This is a genomic window from Microbacterium xanthum, assembly GCF_034531355.1.
Lineage (GTDB): Bacteria > Actinomycetota > Actinomycetes > Actinomycetales > Microbacteriaceae > Microbacterium > Microbacterium xanthum.
The window spans coordinates 1,133,722-1,151,589 of sequence record NZ_JAWHUE010000001.1; the positions used below are offsets into that span (position 1 = coordinate 1,133,722).

The window sequence follows — 17,868 nt, forward strand, 5'->3', positions numbered from 1 at the left end:
GCGCTCAGCCCTCGCCGCCGAGGTTGCCGGTCAGGCGGGCGTGCATCGCCGAGCTCGACTCGTTCATGCCCTCGATCACCACGCGCTTGCCGTGGTTCTCGTACTTGGTCACGATCGCATCCAGCGCCGCGACGGTGGAGGCGTCCCAGACGTGCGAGCGAGACATGTCGATGACGACGCGGTCGGGGTCATCGGCGTACTCGAACTGGGTCGTGAGGTCGTTCGACGAGGCGAAGAACAGCTCGCCGTCGACCCGGTAGTGCGCCGTCGGCACGCTGGCGTCCTCGTCGATCGTGCGCGTGACCGACGTGAAGTGCGACACGCGCCGGGCGAAGATCACCATCGCGACCACGACGCCGAGCACCACGCCGATGGCGAGGTTGTGGGTGATCACGACGACGGCGACGGTGGCGACCATCACGATCGTCTCGCCGATGGGCATCCGCTTGAGGGTGCCGGGGCGGATCGAGTGCCAATCGAAGGTGGCGACGGAGACCATCACCATGACGGCCACGAGCGCGGCCATCGGGATGAGTCCCACGATGTCGCCGAGGCCGACGACCAGGATCAGCAGGAAGACCCCGGCGAGGAAGGTCGAGATGCGCGTGCGGGCGCCGGAGGCTTTCACGTTGATCATCGTCTGGCCGATCATCGCGCAGCCGCCCATCCCGCCGAAGATCCCGGACAGCACGTTCGCGGCGCCCTGGCCGAGGGCTTCGCGGGTCTTGTGCGAGTGGGTGTCGGTGATGTCATCGACGAGCTTGGCCGTCATGAGCGACTCCATCAGCCCGACCAGCGCCATCGCGAGGGCGTAGGGGGCGATGATCGCGAACGTCTCACCGGTCAGCGGCACGTTCGGGATGAGCAGCTCAGGCAGGCTGTCGGGCAGTTCGCCCTGGTCCGACACCGTCGGGACGGCGATGGCGAAGGTCACGGTGATGATCGTGAGGATGACGATCGCGACCAGCGGCGCGGGGACCACCTTGGTCAGACGCGGCATGCCGACGATGATGACCAGCCCCGCGATCACGAGCGGGTACACCTGCCACGGCACGTCGATCAGGTGCGGGATCTGCGCGGTGAAGATGAGGATCGCCAAGGCGTTGACGAAGCCGACCATGACGCTGCGGGGGATGAAGCGCATCAGCTTGGCCACGCCCACCGCGCCGAGGATGACCTGGAAGACGCCGGCGAGGATCACCGTGGCGAGGAAGTAGTCCATGCCGTACTCGCGGGCGACGGGGGCGATCACGAGGGCGACGGCGCCGGTCGCGGCGGTGATCATGGCGGGACGTCCGCCGAGGAAGGCGATCGAGACGGCCATCACGAACGACGAGAACAGCCCGACGCGCGGGTCGACGCCGGCGATGATCGAGAACGAGATCGCCTCGGGGATCAGCGCGAGGGCGACGACGAGGCCGGCGAGCACCTCTTTGGTGAGGATGCGCGGGCTGCGCAGCGCCTCGAGGACGGACGGACGCGGACGGTAGCGGTCGGACGCGGTGGCGCGCGCAGCGGTGGCCATGGGATCTCCGGAAAGGCAGGAAGGCTCGAACGAGCCGGGCGGGCGCGCGCGGGAGGTGCGACGCGGCGTGGTTCCGGTCACCCAGGGTACGGGACGCGCCTGGACGCGTGCGCGCCGACCGCCGTCAGCGCACGCCCTTCATCAGCGCCAGCACCGGCTTGACCGAGGCGATCATCGCCAGGCCGATGACGATCGCGATGCCGCCGAGGATCGAGAAGTACGGCACCTGGTCCTCCGGCGTGTAGAACTCCGCCGCCCATCCGGCGATGGTCGTGCCGAGGGCGACGGACAGGAAGAACAGCGCCACCATCTGCGCGTGGAACGCCGTCGGGGCGAGCTTGGTGGTCACCGACAGCCCGACCGGCGAGAGCAGCAGCTCGGCGACGGTGAAGACGAACAGGATGCCGACGATGGCCAGCAGCGGTGTGGAGTTCGGCGCTCCCCCGGCCCACGGGAGGAACAGCAGGAACGCCGAGCCCATGACGATCGCGGCGAGCCCGAACTTCATCGGCGTCGACGGGGCCCGGTTGCCGAGCTTGGTCCACAGAGCGGCGAAGACGCCCGAGAGCACGATGATGAAGATCGGGTTGATCGACTGCACCCATGACACCGGCATCTCCCACCCGAAGATCGAGCGGTCCAGTTGCTTGTCGGAGTAGATGGTGAGAACCGTGAACTGCTGCTGGTACAGCGACCAGAAGCCCACGCTCACGATGAACAGCGGAATGAACCCGAAGACCCGGGAGCGTTCAATCGCGGTGATGCGGTTCGATCCGAGGATGACGACGAAGTACGCCACGGCCGCGACGACGGTGATGACGATCACGACGAGGTCGAGGTTGCTCGGCGTGATGACCCCCAGCAGCACGAGGACGGTGAGCGCGAGGACGGCGCCGATCGTGATCGCGATCCACATCGCGTAGCGGTTGCGCGGGAGCGGGTTCGGCACGACGCGCGCCGCATCCGGAAGCCCCTTGCGGCCGATCGCGTACTGCACCAGACCGATCGCCATGCCGACCGCGGCGAGGCCGAAGCCCCAGTGGAAGCCCATCGTCGACTGCAGCAGGCCGGTGAGGATCGGGCCGAAGAACGCGCCGAGGTTGATGCCGAGGTAGAACAGCGAGAAGCCGGCGTCGCGGCGCGGGTCGTCGGCGCTGTACAACGTGCCGACCACCGCGGTCGCGTTGGCCTTGAGGCCGCCTGAGCCGAAGGCGATCAGGACCAGCCCCACCCCGAGCCCCCAGAACCCCGGGAGGACGGCGAGGGCGATGTGCCCGGCCATGATCACCCACGCGCTGTAGAACAGCACCCGCTCCGACCCGAGCACGCGGTCGGCCAGCCACGCGCCGACGATGGTCGACAGGTAGACGGTGCCGCCGTAGGCGCCGACGATGCCGGTCGCGATGGCCTCGTCCATCCCCAGGCCGCCCTGGGCGACCGAGTAGTACATGTAGATGAGCAGGATGCCCTGCATGCCGTAGAAGCTGAACCGCTCCCACATCTCCACACCGAACACGTGCGCGAGCGCGCGCGGCTGGCCGAAGAAGCGCGTGTCGGCGTCGCCCGGTGCGTTGGCGAGCACGCCCGCGGCGTCGGCGGCGCCGTCGGGAGGTCCTACCGGGACCTCTTCGGGGCCGTTTCCGCTCTCGTTGCGCATCCGTTCACGGTATCGACACCGGGCCCGCTCCGACAGCTCCTTCGGCCACCGTGTCGGGGATGCGGGCGAGGAAGGCGTCGACGACGGCGTCCAGCCACCCGCCCACCGCGGCGACGGCCTCGTCGGTGTCGGGGTAGCGGCATCGCAGGTGCAGACCACGGCGGTTCACGACGAACCACAGCATGACGTCGTCGCTCGCGCCGACGGCGGAGACGTACTGCGCGTCGAGGCGGTCGTCGAGCTCGGCCGGCAGGCGGCGGGTGTCCAGCCACGACAGGGCGAACATGCCGCGCGGAACCCGCATGCCGCCGTACGGTTCGAGGATCGGGGCCAGCGGGTGCGAACCGAGGGTGATCGCGCGCTTGACGGCGGCGGCGCACGCCGTGGGTGCGTCGTCGTCGCACTCCAGGACCGAGTTGGTGATGAACCATCCCGACGAGTCGTGCCAGCGCGGTTCGTGACGACTGTGCACGGGGAAGACCGCGCGCAACGGCGCGGCGGCGAGGCGGCGGGTCACCTCCGTCAGCGCCGACATCGCCAGTCCGATCGTCGAGGTTCCGCCGGCCTTGGCGGCGCGCGTGAACGCGTCGTACTCGGCGGCGTCCATCACCTCGCGCACCTCGACCACCGGGAGGGCGCCGGGATCGGGTTCGCCGACGGGAAGGGGGAAACGCGGCATCTCGCCGCCGCAGACCTCCATGATCGCCGCCCACTCGTCGATGACCGTCGCGGGCGCCGGGCCCCGCTCGGCCAGCGCGGCGGTGTGCTCGGCGAACGGCGGCGCATCGGGAAGGTCGTCGGCGCCCTCCTGGCCGGCCGCCGCGTCGAGGTAGGCGATGAGGTCGCGGGCGACGACGACGAGGGACCACATGTCGACGTGGGCGTGGTCGGCGCCCAGCACCACGCAGGGGCGGGGATCATCGGCCGCGGTGTCCGGCTCGATGACGACCATGCGATGCGATGGGTCGGCCAGGGGGCGACAGGCGACGTCGAACAGCTCGCGGACGACCTCCCGTGTGGCGATCGCCTCGGGCACGGGATGGGTCTCCCAGGTGCCGTCGCCGAGCGTCACTTCGTGCAGCGTCGGCCGCCCCGCATCGTCGAGGCCGAACACCGAACGGAACGTGCCGTGCCGCGACACGGTGCGCTGCCACGCCGCCGCGAGCGCATCGCGCGTGGTCCCCACCGGCAGGCGCAGTGCGATCGACATCCAGGAGCCCGGCCGGTCGCCCGCACCGACATGGCGGCCCTGATCGAACGAGACCGGCAGAGCGCGGCCCCGGGGGCCGACCGGGCGCAGGGCGTAGCTGTGCACCGCTCCGGGCGGGAGCGTGGCCTGCGCGATATTCGTGAGCCGCATCGCCCGTAGTGTAGAGGCCCGGTGTTTCGTTCCCGCGACGGTATGTCACAACCGGCGACGGCGCACCGGAGATGGAGGAACGGTGCCCACTCTCGAGGTTCCGCACGGAGCGACACTCGACTACGAGATCACCGGCGAGGACGGACCCCTCGTCGTACAGCTGCACGGACTGACGTCGTCGCGCGACCGCGACGCCCAGCTCGGTCTCGACCTCGCCCGCGCGCTCCGAGGCCACCGGGTGCTTCGCTACGACGCTCGCGGGCACGGCGGATCGACCGGCGACCGGGACCCCCGCTCGTACCAGTGGAACCGACTCGCGAAGGACCTGCTGGCGCTGCTCGACCACGTCGCGCCGGGCGAACCGGTCCACGCGATCGGACCGTCGATGGGATCGGCGACCCTGCTGCACGCGGCGAAGAAGCACCCCGAGAGATTCGCGAGCCTCACCCTCGTCGTGCCGCCCACCGCCTGGGAGACCCGCGCCGCGCAGACCCAGCTCTACCGTGCCAATGCGGCGCTCATCGAGAAGGAAGGACTCGGGGTCTTCCACGCCAACCACACCGCCCCCGTGCCGCCGGCGCTCTCGGATGCGCCGACCACGACACCGACGGTCCCGGAGGACCTCCTCCCCACGGTGCTGCGCGGCGCGGCGAGCACCGACTTCCCGAGTGAGAAGGCGGTGTCGCGGATCACCACCCCGACGCTCATCCTCGCCTGGACCGGCGACGCCGCCCATCCGGTTTCGACGGCCAAGCGTCTGAAGAAGCTCCTGCCCGACGCGCGTCTGGTGATCGCCCGCACCCCCTACGGCATCATGGCCTGGCCGGGACTGTTCGCCGAGCACGTGACCACCATCGACCACCGCTGATCCGCATGCTCGGCCGGCGGCGTAGGGTGGGCGGCGTGACTGCGCAGCATCCCGAGCCGGACGCCGGGTTCGAGATCCGGCCGCTCGCCTCCGTCGACGACGCATTCGCGGCCAGCGACGTCCTCGCGCGGGTCTGGGGCGGCGACCGCGGAGCCATGCCGCCGCAGCTGCTGCGGGCGATGGCGCACGCGGGCTCGTACACGGTCGGGCTCTGGGACGACGGCGAGATGATCGGAGCGTCCGTCGCCTTCTTCGGGGCGCCCACGGATCGCACGATGCATTCCCACATCACCGGCGTGCTGCCGGGCCGCCAGGGGCGCGGCATCGGTCGGATGCTCAAGCAGCATCAGCGGGAGTGGGCCCTCGAGCGCGAGGTCGGCACGATCACGTGGACATTCGACCCGCTGGTGCGCCGCAACGCCCACTTCAACTTCCGGGTTCTCGGCGTCCGCGCCGTGGAATACCTCGTCAACCACTACGGGGCGATGGACGACGGGGTCAATCGCGGCGACGAGACCGACCGCATACTCGTGGCCTGGTCGGTCGCGTCGGCCGCCGCCGCGATGCCAGAGGACACCCACGTGGTCGCCTCCGTCGAGGTGCCCGCCGACATCGAGACGCTGCGACGCACCGACCCCGACGCGGCGCGCGAGTGGCGCATCCGCGTGCGCGAGCAGATGCAGGCCCACATCGCGGCGGGACGGGTGGTCGGCGGATTCGACGACACGCGGGGCTACTTGCTCGTCCGCTCCTGACTGTCAACGCCCTCGGGGCCGCCGGGCCGCACGTCCGCGTCATCCCGGACGTCGATGCGCTTCACGCCGTCGTGCACCGACACATCGATGCGAGGCGCGGCGTCCGCCTCGGTCGCATCCGGCGCCGACGTCAATTGGTCGTGCCGCTTCTCATCCGGCGTCATGTCATCACTCGTCGCCATCACGGCCTCCATCCGTCGCTCTCCAGGTGCGAGCCCGCCTGCGGGCCCATCTGCAGCATCCCGCCGTCGACGACCCAGCTCGCGCCGGTCACGTAGCTCGACGCGGGGGAGGCCAGGAAGGCGATGACGTCGGCGACCTCTTCCGGGGTCCCCGGGCGGGCCAGGGGGATGCCCGGGCGGTGCGTGCGGGTGGCATCCTCGGCGTCCATGTCGTTGATCGGTGTGGCGATCTCCCCGGGCGCGACCGCGTTCGCCGTGATCCCGTGGGTGCCCAGTTCCTGCGCCATCACCTTCAGCAGCCCGCCGAGCCCGTGCTTGGACGCGACGTACGGTGCGGACTCCACGCGTGGCTGATGCTCGTGGACGCTGCTGACGGCGATCAGCCGGCCGCCGGTGCGCTGCGTGGTCATCCTGCGAGCGGCCGCCTGCAGGGCCAGGAACGCGCCGTCGAGATTGAGGGAGACGATCCCGCGCCACGTGTCGAGGTCGAGGTCGAGGAAGGGACCGCCGTTGCCGCCGCCGGAGTTGTTGACGAACACATCCAGCCCGCCGAGCTCGTCGACCATGCTGTCGATGCTCGCGCCGACCTGATCGAGGTCGGTCGCGTCGAACTGCCGCACGAACGCCGTGCGGCCGCGCTCGCGAACGCCCCGCGCGGTGTCTTCGGCGCCGTCCTGATCGCTGTGCCATGTGACGACGACATCGAGTCCGGCATCGGCGAGGGCGAGAGCGGTGGCCGCCCCGATCCCCGAGTCCGACCCGGTGACGATGGCGCGGCGAGGGTGGAATCCGGTCTGCATGCCCGCGACGTTACGGCCGTGCTCGCACCGGCGAGAGGGGCTTTACACGACCCGTTCGGCGCGTTAGACGGGGGCGGATCGGTAACCGATCCGCCCGCGGGTGTATCGCCACGGCATCCGTGCCCTCTCGTTCGGTGAGCACTGCACGGCTCGGAACTCCGCACGGAAGGAACCGACATGCGCACCACCATCACGCCCGCTGCCTCGGGCGCCACCCGCACCCGCGCCACGTCCGGCATCCCGCGCTGGCCCTTCACACGCGCCGCGCGGCGCCGCGCCACCTTCGTGCCGGGGCCCACGGCCGTTCGCGGCAGCCGCGTCGTCCTCGTCTGAGATCTCCGACGCGGGGGCACGCACCTCGCTAACGTGGGGGCATGCCGATCGCCCACCCCGCGGCTCCCGTCGCTCTCGACGGATTCGAGCTGCGCGTCCTGCACCTCCCGCTCGTTTCGCCGTTCACGACCTCGTTCGGCACCGAGACCGTCCGCGAGGTGATCGTCGCGCGGGCCCTCGCCGACGGTGCGGAGGGATGGGGCGAGATCGTGACCCAGCAGGCGCCGCTGTACTCGAGCGAGTACACGCACGGCGCGTGGGATGTCGCGACGCGGTTCCTCATCCCGGCCCTCCTCGCCGAGCGCTCCCTCGCCCCGGAGCGCGTCGCCGCCGTTCTGGAACCGTTCGTCGGGCACCGCATGGCCAAGGCCGGTCTCGAACTCGCGGTGCTCGACGCCGCCCTGCGCGCCGAGAACCGTTCGTTCGCCTCGTACGCCGGCGCCGTCGTCGACCGCGTTCCCTCCGGGGTCTCGGTCGGCATCCAGCAGGATCCGGCCGCCCTCGTCGACGCGGTGCGGGGCTACCTCGACGAGGGTTACGTGCGGATCAAGATCAAGATCAAGCCCGGGCGCGACATCGACGACACCGCCGCGGTCCGCGAGGCCTTCGGGACCATCCCGCTCCAGGTCGACGCGAACTCCGCGTACACGCTCGCCGACACCGACACCCTCGCCGCCCTCGACCGCTTCGACCTTCTGCTGATCGAGCAGCCGCTGCAGGAGGATGACCTGGTGGACCATGCCACCCTCGCTGCCGGGCTGTCGACCCCGGTATGCCTCGACGAGTCGATCACGTCACGGAAGGCCGCCTCCGATGCCCTCGCCCTGGGATCGGCGGCGATCGTGAACATCAAGGCCGGTCGGGTGGGCGGATACCTCGAGGCCATCGCCATCCACGATCTGTGCCGCGACGCGGACGTGCCGGTCTGGTGCGGCGGCATGCTCGAGACCGGCATCGGTCGCGCCGCGAACGCCGCCCTGGCCGCCCTGCCGGGGTTCACGCTTCCGGGTGATGTCTCGGCGGCCGACCGCTTCTACACCCGCGACATCGTCACCGAGCCGGCGGTGCTCGAAGACGGCCACGTCCGCGTGCCGAGCGGCGCCGGCCTCGGCGTCGACATCGATCCGGACGCGCTCGAGGCCTTCACGGTCGAGAAGACGCTCATCCGTCCCTGACGGCCGCCGACGCGCGCCCCCGAGGCTCGGAGGGTGCGCTCTATCCTGGCGCTATGGCCGACAGCGAAGATGCTCCCGCCCCCGACGGCGCCGGTCGCCGCGCCCAGTCTGAGATCTACCGTGCCGGTGTCAGTGGCACGACCCCGGCCGTGCCGGTCGACCCGCGAGCGCTCGCCGAGGCGGCGAGGCGGCGGATGGGCCGCGAGGCGTTCGCCTACATCGCCGGCGGCGCGGGGTCGGAGCGGACCATGGCCGCCAACCGTGCCGCGTTCGAACGGTGGCAGGTGTGGCCCCGCCCGCTGCGCGACGTGGCCGAACGCGACCTGTCCATCGACCTGTTCGGCGTGCGGCGCCCGTCGCCGTTGATCCTCGCGCCGCTCGGCGTGATGGAGATGGTGCACGACGACGGCGACGCGATGATCGCGCGAGCCGCCGACCGGGCGGGAGTGCCCTACGCGCTCAGCGCTCAGGCGTCGAGGCCGATGGAGGATGTGGCGGCCGCCGCTCCGCACGGTTCTCGGTTCTTCCAGCTGTACTGGTCCTCCTCTGACGAGCTCAACGCGTCCCTCCTGTCCCGCGCCGAGCAGGCAGGGTGCGAGGCGATCGTCGTCACGGTGGACACGCACCTGCTCGGCTGGCGCACGCGCGACCTCGACCTCGCCTCCCTGCCGTTCACGCGCGGGCTCGGAATCGCCCAGTACACCAGTGACCCGGTCTTCCGGCGCCTCGTCGAACACCGTGCGAGGGTCGCGGGTCCGTCTCCGTCGGTGCGGATCACGCCATCGGCCGTGCGGGCCGGGGTGTCGATCGCCCGCAAGGGACGGCCTCTCACCGGGGAGGGCCTGCGGGGGAGCCTGGCGTCACCGCTGCCCCGCGCTGCGGTCGAGACGTTCCTCGACGTGTTCGCCACCCCGTCGCTGACGTGGGACGACCTCGCCAAGGCCCGGGAATGGACGACACTGCCGATCATCGTGAAAGGGATCGTCCACCCCGATGACGCTGCTCGGGCGGTGGATGCCGGCCTCGACGGGGTGTGGGTGTCCAATCACGGCGGGCGTCAGATCGACCGATCCGTGCCGACGGTGGATGTGCTGCCCGGGATCGTCGACCGCGTCGGCGGGGCGGTTCCCGTCGTGTTCGATTCCGGAGTGCGGAGCGGGTCGGATGCGTTCGTCGCGCTCGCGCTCGGCGCCTCGGCGGTGGCGATCGGCCGTCCGTACGCCTACGGTTTGGCCGTCGCGGGGGAGGTCGGTGTGCGGGAGGTGCTGCGCAACATCGTCGCCGAACTCGACATCACCCTGGGGTTGTCGGGCCACACGCGGATCGCCGAGGTCGGCCGGGACGCGCTTCGCGCGGTGTGACGCGCGCCCCCACGGCCGCGGTCAGAGGTCCCCGCGGGCGCGCGCCTCTCGGCGCGTGAGAGGCGGATCGTCGGTGGCGCCGGACGAAGCGCCCTCGCCGTCCGTCCGGGGCGCGTGGTGGGCGCGCTCGAGCTGGGCGCCTTCGACATCGACGTTCGGGATGATCCGGTCGAGCCATCGGGGCAGCCACCAGGCCGACCGTCCGAGCAGGTGCATGAGCGCCGGCATCAGCAGCATGCGCACGACGAACGCGTCGAGCAGCACGCCGAAGGCCAGACCGAACCCGATCGAGCGGATCATCGTCGACTCGGCGAAGATGAACCCGCCGAACACCGACACCATGATGAGCCCCGCCGCGGTGACCACGGCCCGGCCGGCACGGAGCCCGCGCATGACCGCCAGGCGTGCGGGTGCGCCGTGCACGAACGCCTCGCGCATGCCCGACGACAGGAACAGCTGGTAGTCCATGGCGAGCCCGAACAGGATGCCGACCAACAGGACGGGGAGGAAGCTGAGGATCGGCCCGGTCGCGTGCAGCCCGATGATCTCGGCGCCCCATCCCCACTGGAAGACGGCGACGGTCGCGCCGTACGTGGCGAACAGCGACAGGATGAACCCGCCGGTGGCGATGATCGGGACGAGCAGCGAGCGGAACACGACGATCATGATCAGCAGCGACAGGCCGACGACGACGGCGATGTACAGCGGCAGCACGTCGGCGAGGTTCTCGGAGATGTCGATGTTGATCGCCGCTTGACCGGCGACGCCGAGTTCGTACTCGCCGTCGATGGGCGGCAGGGCGCGCAGGTCACGCACGAGCTCCTCGGTGGACACCGAGCTGGGGCCGTCTTCCGGCACCACTTGGAAGGCCGCCAGGGTGCCGTCGTCCGACACGGCGATCGGGGCCACGGCGACGACGCCGTCGATGTCGGACAGCGCGGTGGCGATGTCGAGCTGGGCCTGCAGTTCCGCGGTCTCGTCGAGGTCGCCGGGAAGGGTCGCCGAGACGAGCAGGGTGCCGTTGGCGCCCGCGCCGAACGCGTCCTCGGTGAGGGTGTACGCCTGGTAGGCGTATGACTCCTCCGGCTCGCTCGACCCGTCGGGCAGTCCCACGCGCATCGACAGGGCGGGGATGGCGATCACCAGCAGGGCGATGATCGCGCCCGCCGCGGTGAGCACCGCACGCCAGGTGCCCATCGGCTTCGCACCGGTGTCTTCGTGGTGGACGGTGCCGATCTTCGCGCGGGCGCGTCGGTTCAGCGCCCGCGGGCCGATGAGGCCGAGCAGCGCCGGTGTGAGCGTCACGGCGATGAGCACCGCGATGAGCACCGCGAACGCGCCCACGGTGCCCATGAGGCCGAGGAAGGGGATCCCGGTGATGTTCAGCGCGAGCAGGGCGATGATGACCGTCGAGCCGGCGAAGGTGACGGCGTTTCCGGCCGTGCCGTTGGCGAGTCCGATCGACTCGCGCATGTCGGCGCCTTCGAGCAGCTGTGTGCGGTGTCGGTTGATGATGAACAGCGAGTAGTCGATTCCGACGGCAAGGCCCAGCATGATCCCGAGCACGGGAGTGACGCTCGACATGTCGAGCACGCCCGACAGCGACAGGGCGGCGAGGACCGCGATCCCCACACCGACGAGGGCGGTGGCGATCGGCAGGGCGGCGGCGATGGCGGTTCCGAGCATCACCAGCAGGACGATCGCGGCGATCGCGAGGCCGATGATCTCGCCGACCCCGACGAGGTTCGGGACGGCCTGGGCGAGCGTCGAGGAGAACGCGTACTCGACGCCGTCGATCGGGTTCGCCTCCACGTAGGAGATCACGGCGTCTTTCGAGGTGGCGTCGAGTTGGAGCAGCGGCACGTCGAATGAGACGTTCACGAGCGCGGTCGCGCCGTCTTCCGAGACGACGCGGATGCCGTCGGAGAGTGCCAGGAGATCGGCGCCGACCTCGAGCTGCTCGGCCGCCTCGGCGAGGTCCGCGCGGCCGGCGTCGAGTTCGGCCTGCTGTGCGGCGATCTCCTCGCGTCCCGCGTCGATCTGCGTCTGCTGCGCGTCGAGTTCCGCCTGCTGCGCGTCGAGGGCGGCGATCTGCGCGGCGGGTGCGCCGGCCGCTTCGGCCTGTTCGCGGGCGGCATCCAGCTGCGCCTGCCCCGCGTCGAGCTGCTCCTGGCCCGCGTCGAGCTCGGCGGCGGCGGCGTCGAGCTGCGCCTGGCCGGCGTCGAGCTGGGCTTGTCCGTCCGCGATCTCGGTGCGGCCGTCGGCGATCTCCTGCTCGCGGTCGGCGCGTTCCTGTTCGGTCTCGAACGGGTCGACCACCTGCGCGACGTCGGGGAGGTCGGCGATGCCCGTTGCGACCTCCGCGATCTGGGCCTGCTGTTCGTCGGTGAAGGCTGCGCCGTCCTGCGAGTGGTAGACCACCTGTCCCGAGGCCCCGGCGTAGTCGGGGAGCTCCTCGGCGAGCTCGTCGATGACCTCTCCGGATGCCGTGCCGGGCACGTCGAAGCTCGTGGCGAGCGTGCCGAAGCCCACCGCGAAGGCCCCGCCGGCGAGGCCGAGGACGGCGATCCACGCCACGATGACGATCCACGCCCGCTGGGCGGACGCCTTGCCGAGCCGGTACAGCAGTTCAGCCATGATCACCTTTCGTGGATGCACAGGGGCGACGCACAGCATACGATACGATCCGTCTCGCAACCTGAATCGAGGATGAACGTGACCGACCGGAGAGGTGGCGCGCCCCGCAGCGAAGCGGCACGCCTGGCGATCCTGCGGGCGACCGCGGACCTGTTCCTGCGGCGGGGGTTCGCGCAGCTGAGCATCGAGGGCATCGCCGCCGAGGCGGGCGTGGGCAAGCAGACGATCTACCGCTGGTGGCCGACCAAGAGCGACCTCGTCGCCGAGGCGCTCCTGGAGGGCCTGCTCATGCCCGAACACGTCGTGCCGCGGTTCGGGGGGAGTCTGCGCGAAGACCTCGTGCACTGGATGCGGACCGTGATGGCGTTCGTCGATGACCCGCAACACGACGAGATGCTGAAGTCCCTCGTCGCGGCCGGTACGGTCAATCCGGCGATCGGGGAGCGCGTGCGGGACAACCTGGGCGCGGACGCCGATCTCGTCCGCCGGCTCGAGCAGGGCGTCGCGGACGGCGAGCTGCCCGCGAGCGCCCCGATCGCCTCCCTCGTCGAGCTGCTCATCGGGGCGATCGTGCTGCGGATCGTGGCCCGCTCGGACGCGGACGGCGGCGAAGCGGAGCGCCTGGTGGACGTCGTGCTCGGCCGGTACGGACCGACGGCGACGGATCCGGCGGAACCGCGGGGATCGGCTCATTAGAATCGAGGGATGCCGGCGTCGCCGGTCTCGCGCGATCTGCGCACCCCGATCCCAGAACGACCATTGGAGCCACCGTGGCCGAGCAGTCCCGTCTCGACAAAGTCATCGCCCTCGCCCGCCATCGCGGGTTCGTCTTCCAAGCGGGCGAGATCTACGGCGGGTCGCGGTCGGCGTGGGACTACGGTCCCCTCGGCACCGAGCTGAAGGAGAACATCCGCCGCCAGTGGTGGCAGACCTTCGTGCGCGGTCGCGGCGACATGGTGGGCCTCGACTCCTCGATCATCCTCCCCAAGCGGGTGTGGGAGGCCTCCGGGCACGTCGCGACCTTCACCGACCCGCTGGTGGAGTGCTTGCAATGCCATAAGCGGTTCCGCGCCGACAACCTCATCGAGGACTTCGAGGCGCGCAAGGGCCGACCCGCCGAGAACGGCCTGGCCGACGTGCCCTGCCCCAACTGCGGGACGAAGGGACGCTACACCGAGCCGAAGGCGTTCTCGGGACTGGTGAAGTCGTACCTCGGTGTCGTCGACGACGAGTCGGGCCTTCATTTCCTGCGTCCCGAGACCGCGCAGGGCATCTTCGTGAACTTCTCCAACGTGCTCACCGCGAGCCGCAAGAAGCCCCCGTTCGGTATCGGCCAGGTCGGCAAGGCGTTCCGCAACGAGATCACGCCCGGCAACTTCATCTTCCGCACCCGCGAGTTCGAGCAGATGGAGATCGAGTTCTTCACCGCGCCGGACGAGGCCGGCGAGTGGTTCGACCACTGGGTCGAGGCCTGCTGGAGCTGGTTCATCGATCTCGGCGTGAACCCCGACAACATGCGTCGCTTCGACGTGCCCGAAGAAGATCGCGCGCACTACTCCGCCGGCACGATCGACGTCGAGTACCGCTTCGGCTTCCCCGGCAAGGAATGGGGCGAGCTGATGGGTATCGCCAACCGCACCGACTACGACCTGAAGAGCCACACCGAGGCGTCGGGGCAGAGCCTGACGTTCTTCGACCAGGCTTCGGGCGAGAAGTACATCCCCTACGTCATCGAGCCGTCCTTCGGCCTGACCCGCGCGATGATGGCGTTCCTCGTCGACGCCTACCGCGAGGAGGAGGCGCCGAACGCGAAGGGCGGCACCGACACCCGCACGGTGCTGGGCCTGGACCCGCGTCTGGCGCCGGTGAAGGTCGCGGTGCTGCCGCTGTCGCGCAACGAGAAGCTCTCGCCGCTGGCCCGCGAGGTCGCCGATCGCGTGCGCGCCCACGGGTGGAACACCGACTTCGACGACGCCGGTGCGATCGGTCGCCGCTATCGCCGCCAGGACGAGATCGGCACGCCGCTGTGCGTGACGGTCGACTTCGACTCGCTCGACGATCGTGCCGTCACCGTGCGCGATCGCGACACGATGGCGCAGGAGCGGGTCTCACTGGACCAGCTCGACGCCTACCTGGGTGAGCGTCTGCGCGGCGCCTGACCGGCGGCGGTCAACCCGCGGAGTGCGCCCGCATCCGGTCAGTCGATGACCGTGATGCGGGCGTACTCGTTTCCGCCGCCTTCGGCGAAGGCGAGGGTCCGGGTGAGGATGTCTCGCAGCACGCCGGCGTCGACCTGCTCGAGGTCCTTGATGTACAGGCATCCCACACCGCTGGTGTGCGGACCGAGCTCGGCCAGCGCCTTCTCGTGCGCCTCGATCGAGTCGAGATAGATCGTCGACGCGGCCTTGCGCGGGGCGAAGGCCAAGACGGGCATGTCGCCCTCATTGCCGGTCGGATAGCGGTAGTGGCAGCTGCCGAATCCGACGATGGTGCCCCACAGTTCGGGCTCCCGTCCGCTGATCTCGCGCATCATGTCCACGAGCGCGTGAGCGTCGCGCTGCCGCTTCGCGGGCGCGACATCCGCGATGAACGCCGCGACGCTTCCTCCGGTCTTCTTCACTTCTTCGCCTCCTTGGCGGCGGATTTCATCGCCCGCTTGTACTCGCGCACCTTCGTCAGCGCCTCCGGCGAGGTGATGTCGGCGACGCTGCGGTAGGAGCCCTCCTCGCCGTAGCCGCCGGCGGCTTCGCGCCATCCGGCGCCGTCGTAGCCGTACTGCTTGCCGAGCAGGGCGAGGAAGATCTTCGCCTTCTGATCACCGAAGCCGGGCAGCGCCTTCAGGCGCTTCAGCACCGTCGCGCCGTCGGGGTCGTCCCGCGTCCAGATCGCCGAGGCGTCGCCGCCCCAGTCATCGGTCACCGTCTGGCACAGGGCCTGCACGCGTCCGGCCATCGACCCGGGGAAGCGGTGCACGGCGGGCGGCTGCGAGAACGCGGCGGCGAAGTCGTCCGGATCGATGCCCGCGAGTGCCGCGGCATCGGTCGTGCCGAGGCGCTGCTGGATCTTCAGCGGACCGGCGAAGGCGACCTCCATGGCCACCTGCTGGTCCAGCAGCATCCCGATGAGCAGGGCGAGCGGGTCGTCGGAGAGCAGCCGGTCGGCGGCCTCGTCGTCGGTGATGTGCAGATCCATGGCTCCATCCTCGCACCGTGGCGTCGGTGGTGACAGGCGTCCCGGGTGTGCGAACTCGCACCGGGCGGGGGAGGATGGTGGGGTGACCCAGGAGTTCGACGAGCTGGTTTCCCACGCCCACGAGACCCGGGTGGTGGTGGTCGGCGGCGGTGTCGCGGGCCTCGTCGCCGCGCTGGAGTGCGCGAAGGTCGGGATGCGCGTGACGGTGCTCGAAGGTTCGTCCCGCCTCGGGGGAGCGGTCCGCTCCGCCGAGGTCGCGGGCATCCGTCTCGACACCGGTGCGGAGAGCTACGCCACCCGTGGCGGCACGGTGCGCGCGCTCATCGACGAGCTCGGGCTGGGCGACAAGGTGACCACGCCGAACGCGGGCGGCGCGTGGCTGGTCGGCATCCCCGGCGTGGGTGCGGCGCCCTTGCCCGCCGGCGGCGTGCTCGGCATCCCGCCGAACCCGTGGGCGGCCGATGTGCGGCGCATCATCGGGTGGGGTGGCGCCTGGCGGGCGTACCTCGATCGGCTGCGGCCGCCGCTCACCATCGGGCACGAGCACAGCCTGGGACGACTGGTCCGCACGCGCATGGGGCGGAAGGTGCTGGACCGGCTCGTCTCGCCGGTGACGACGGGGGTGTACTCGGCGCGCCCGGACGACATCGACGCCGACGTGGCGGCGCCGGGCCTGAACAACGCGCTCACCCGGACCGGCTCGCTCTCGGGCGCGGTCACGCAGATGCGCGGTGCCTCCGGCGCCCGACCGGGCAGCGCGATCGAGGGCCTCGCCGGCGGGATGTCGACACTCGTCGACGCCCTCGCCTCACGCCTGTCCGATCTGGGTGCCACGGTCACGACGGACGCGCCGGTGTCAGCCGTCACACGCGACGGCGACGTGTGGACCGTGTCGGCGGCGATCGCGGGCGTCGACACCGAGGCGGATCTCGTGATCATGGCCGCGCCCGAAGACACCGCCCGAGGCCTGCTGTCCGGCACGGTGCCCTCCCTGGCGCGGGAACCCGGTCCCTCGCCGGTGGTGGAGGTCGTGACGCTCGTCCTGGATGCGCCCGCACTCTCTTCGGCACCGCGCGGCAGTGGGACGCTGACGGTCCCCGGGTCGTACACCGCCAAGGCGCTCACCCACTCGACCGCGAAGTGGTCGTGGGTCGCCGAAGCGGCCTCCGGCCACCACGTCGTGCGGGTGTCGTTCGGGGCGCAGGGCGAACCGCCCGCGACCGCGGAACTGGACGACGCCCGGGCCGCAGCGCTCGCGCTGGACGAGGCGTCCGCGATGCTGGGTGTGCCCCTCGCCGCCGAGGCGCTGCGCGGCGCCGTGCGGGAGCGGTACGCCCAGGCGCAGCCCGCATCGGCCCTCGGCCGTGCCGGCGAGGTGGAGGCGGTGCGACGCGCGGTGTCGGCGACGCCGGGGCTCGCCGTGGTCGGGGCCTGGCTGGCCGGCGCGGGGCTCGCGCAGGTCGTGCCCGACGCGCAGCGCGAGGCCGACCGCATCCGGCGCACGGCGCTGTTCCATGGAGACGCCGCGTCGGATGCGGAGCCGGAAGAGGACGACGCGCCTGCGCAGTGAATCGGGTGATGCGATGGATGTCAACCCCGGGATGCCGACGCGGGCATACATCGCTACCCTGGAACCGACCAGCATCTCCAACGACCGTGAGGAGACCCCATGAGGGGCAAGGTAGGACTCGTCATCGGACTGACCGTGGGTTACGTCCTCGGCACACGCGCCGGCCGTGAGCGGTACGAGCAGATCAAGACGCAGGCCGACAAGGTGTGGAACACCGCCCCGGTGCAGAACCAGGTCGAGAAGGTGAAGGATTTCGCCACGTCGAGTGCCGCGGCTCTTCCGAGCACGGTGTGGGACACCGCGGTCAAGGTGACCAAGGCCGCTGCGTCCAAGGCGTCGACCGTCGGTAAGGCCGACGGTGACCTGCAGAAGGCCGCGAAGACCTCCGCGAAGGCCGTGAAGGACGCCGTCGACGACGGCGAGGTGACGGTCGAACCCCGCGGCGGTGCCTGA

At 70.8% G+C, this 17,868-nt stretch carries 17 protein-coding genes; 9 read left to right on the forward strand and 8 right to left on the reverse strand.

The window, feature by feature from the left end; translation table 11 throughout:
- Positions 1–4: 4 nt before the first annotated feature.
- From RZO50_RS05430 to RZO50_RS05440, 3 genes are all read right to left on the reverse strand, one after another.
- Positions 5–1,525 (reverse strand): SulP family inorganic anion transporter, encoded by a 1,521-nt coding sequence (locus tag RZO50_RS05430; RefSeq protein WP_322598650.1) that lies wholly within the window; start codon positions 1,523–1,525, stop codon positions 5–7.
- A 124-nt stretch (positions 1,526–1,649) separates the two neighbouring features.
- The gene (locus RZO50_RS05435; RefSeq protein ID WP_322598651.1) at positions 1,650–3,182 is read right to left on the reverse strand and encodes a peptide MFS transporter; all 1,533 of its coding nucleotides are present in this window, start codon (positions 3,180–3,182) and stop codon (positions 1,650–1,652) included.
- Positions 3,183–3,186: 4 nt separating this feature from the next.
- The gene (locus tag RZO50_RS05440) at positions 3,187–4,542 is read right to left on the reverse strand and encodes a peptide synthetase (RefSeq protein WP_322598652.1); all 1,356 of its coding nucleotides are present in this window, start codon (positions 4,540–4,542) and stop codon (positions 3,187–3,189) included.
- A gap of 82 nt (positions 4,543–4,624) precedes the next feature.
- On the opposite strand from RZO50_RS05440, the gene RZO50_RS05445 reads away from it, so the two are divergent.
- The gene (locus tag RZO50_RS05445; protein WP_322598653.1) at positions 4,625–5,410 is read left to right on the forward strand and encodes an alpha/beta fold hydrolase; all 786 of its coding nucleotides are present in this window, start codon (positions 4,625–4,627) and stop codon (positions 5,408–5,410) included.
- A gap of 5 nt (positions 5,411–5,415) precedes the next feature.
- Complete coding sequence (locus RZO50_RS05450; protein ID WP_416211561.1) at positions 5,416–6,165, forward strand: GNAT family N-acetyltransferase; 750 nt, start codon at positions 5,416–5,418, stop codon at positions 6,163–6,165.
- On the opposite strand, the gene RZO50_RS05455 is transcribed toward RZO50_RS05450, so the two are convergent.
- Together RZO50_RS05455 and RZO50_RS05460 are read right to left on the reverse strand one after the other, a co-directional pair.
- Positions 6,144–6,347 (reverse strand): multidrug transporter, encoded by a 204-nt coding sequence (locus RZO50_RS05455; RefSeq protein WP_322598655.1) that lies wholly within the window; start codon positions 6,345–6,347, stop codon positions 6,144–6,146. The two genes, RZO50_RS05450 and RZO50_RS05455, sit on opposite strands and share 22 nt — an antisense overlap.
- Complete coding sequence (locus tag RZO50_RS05460) at positions 6,347–7,147, reverse strand: SDR family oxidoreductase (RefSeq protein ID WP_322598656.1); 801 nt, start codon at positions 7,145–7,147, stop codon at positions 6,347–6,349. Before RZO50_RS05460 ends, RZO50_RS05455 begins: the two co-directional genes overlap by 1 nt.
- 177 nt (positions 7,148–7,324) lie before the next feature.
- Between RZO50_RS05460 and RZO50_RS05465 the strand changes: the two genes are divergently transcribed.
- The 3 genes from RZO50_RS05465 to RZO50_RS05475 are packed head-to-tail and all read left to right on the forward strand — an operon-like array spanning position 7,325 to position 10,016.
- On the forward strand, positions 7,325–7,480 hold the full coding sequence (locus RZO50_RS05465) for a hypothetical protein (protein ID WP_322598657.1): 156 nt from the start codon (positions 7,325–7,327) through the stop codon (positions 7,478–7,480).
- Between the two features lie 41 nt (positions 7,481–7,521).
- Positions 7,522–8,655 (forward strand): o-succinylbenzoate synthase, encoded by a 1,134-nt coding sequence (menC, locus tag RZO50_RS05470; protein WP_322598658.1) that lies wholly within the window; start codon positions 7,522–7,524, stop codon positions 8,653–8,655.
- 53 nt (positions 8,656–8,708) lie between these two features.
- On the forward strand, positions 8,709–10,016 hold the full coding sequence (locus tag RZO50_RS05475; protein WP_322598659.1) for an alpha-hydroxy-acid oxidizing protein: 1,308 nt from the start codon (positions 8,709–8,711) through the stop codon (positions 10,014–10,016).
- Between the two features lie 21 nt (positions 10,017–10,037).
- Here RZO50_RS05475 and RZO50_RS05480 read toward each other — a convergent pair whose 3' ends face one another.
- Positions 10,038–12,653 carry an MMPL family transporter gene (locus tag RZO50_RS05480; protein WP_322598660.1) on the reverse strand — a complete coding sequence of 872 codons (2,616 nt, stop codon included), beginning with the start codon at positions 12,651–12,653 and terminating at the stop codon, positions 10,038–10,040.
- A gap of 78 nt (positions 12,654–12,731) precedes the next feature.
- On the opposite strand from RZO50_RS05480, the gene RZO50_RS05485 reads away from it, so the two are divergent.
- Positions 12,732–13,349, forward strand: coding sequence for a TetR/AcrR family transcriptional regulator (locus RZO50_RS05485; RefSeq protein WP_322598661.1), 618 nt, complete (start codon positions 12,732–12,734; stop codon positions 13,347–13,349).
- Positions 13,350–13,423: 74 nt separating this feature from the next.
- On the forward strand, positions 13,424–14,812 hold the full coding sequence (locus RZO50_RS05490) for a glycine--tRNA ligase (RefSeq protein WP_322598662.1): 1,389 nt from the start codon (positions 13,424–13,426) through the stop codon (positions 14,810–14,812).
- 38 nt (positions 14,813–14,850) lie between these two features.
- On the opposite strand, the gene RZO50_RS05495 is transcribed toward RZO50_RS05490, so the two are convergent.
- Complete coding sequence (locus RZO50_RS05495; RefSeq protein ID WP_322598663.1) at positions 14,851–15,273, reverse strand: DUF1801 domain-containing protein; 423 nt, start codon at positions 15,271–15,273, stop codon at positions 14,851–14,853.
- Entirely contained in the window at positions 15,270–15,845 is a 576-nt protein-coding gene (locus tag RZO50_RS05500) for an HhH-GPD-type base excision DNA repair protein (protein WP_322598664.1), read from the reverse strand. The genes RZO50_RS05495 and RZO50_RS05500 overlap by 4 nt, the downstream gene beginning before the upstream one ends.
- 82 nt (positions 15,846–15,927) lie before the next feature.
- On the opposite strand from RZO50_RS05500, the gene hemG reads away from it, so the two are divergent.
- A complete protein-coding gene (gene hemG / locus RZO50_RS05505) occupies positions 15,928–17,415 on the forward strand; it encodes a protoporphyrinogen oxidase (RefSeq protein WP_322598665.1) in 1,488 nt (495 codons plus the stop codon).
- Positions 17,416–17,514: 99 nt separating this feature from the next.
- A complete protein-coding gene (locus RZO50_RS05510) occupies positions 17,515–17,868 on the forward strand; it encodes a hypothetical protein (RefSeq protein ID WP_322598666.1) in 354 nt (117 codons plus the stop codon).

Coding starts and splice junctions, on each gene's coding strand:
- RZO50_RS05430 (WP_322598650.1), bottom strand. CDS start 1,525: ATGGCCACCGCTGCGCGCGCCACCGCGTCCGACCGCTACCGTCCGCGT.
- RZO50_RS05435 (WP_322598651.1), bottom strand. CDS start 3,182: ATGCGCAACGAGAGCGGAAACGGCCCCGAAGAGGTCCCGGTAGGACCT.
- RZO50_RS05440 (WP_322598652.1), bottom strand. CDS start 4,542: ATGCGGCTCACGAATATCGCGCAGGCCACGCTCCCGCCCGGAGCGGTG.
- RZO50_RS05450 (WP_416211561.1), top strand. CDS start 5,416: ATGCTCGGCCGGCGGCGTAGGGTGGGCGGCGTGACTGCGCAGCATCCC.
- RZO50_RS05455 (WP_322598655.1), bottom strand. CDS start 6,347: ATGGCGACGAGTGATGACATGACGCCGGATGAGAAGCGGCACGACCAA.
- RZO50_RS05460 (WP_322598656.1), bottom strand. CDS start 7,147: ATGCAGACCGGATTCCACCCTCGCCGCGCCATCGTCACCGGGTCGGAC.
- RZO50_RS05465 (WP_322598657.1), top strand. CDS start 7,325: ATGCGCACCACCATCACGCCCGCTGCCTCGGGCGCCACCCGCACCCGC.
- menC (WP_322598658.1), top strand. CDS start 7,522: ATGCCGATCGCCCACCCCGCGGCTCCCGTCGCTCTCGACGGATTCGAG.
- RZO50_RS05475 (WP_322598659.1), top strand. CDS start 8,709: ATGGCCGACAGCGAAGATGCTCCCGCCCCCGACGGCGCCGGTCGCCGC.
- RZO50_RS05480 (WP_322598660.1), bottom strand. CDS start 12,653: ATGGCTGAACTGCTGTACCGGCTCGGCAAGGCGTCCGCCCAGCGGGCG.
- RZO50_RS05500 (WP_322598664.1), bottom strand. CDS start 15,845: ATGGATCTGCACATCACCGACGACGAGGCCGCCGACCGGCTGCTCTCC.
- RZO50_RS05510 (WP_322598666.1), top strand. CDS start 17,515: ATGAGGGGCAAGGTAGGACTCGTCATCGGACTGACCGTGGGTTACGTC.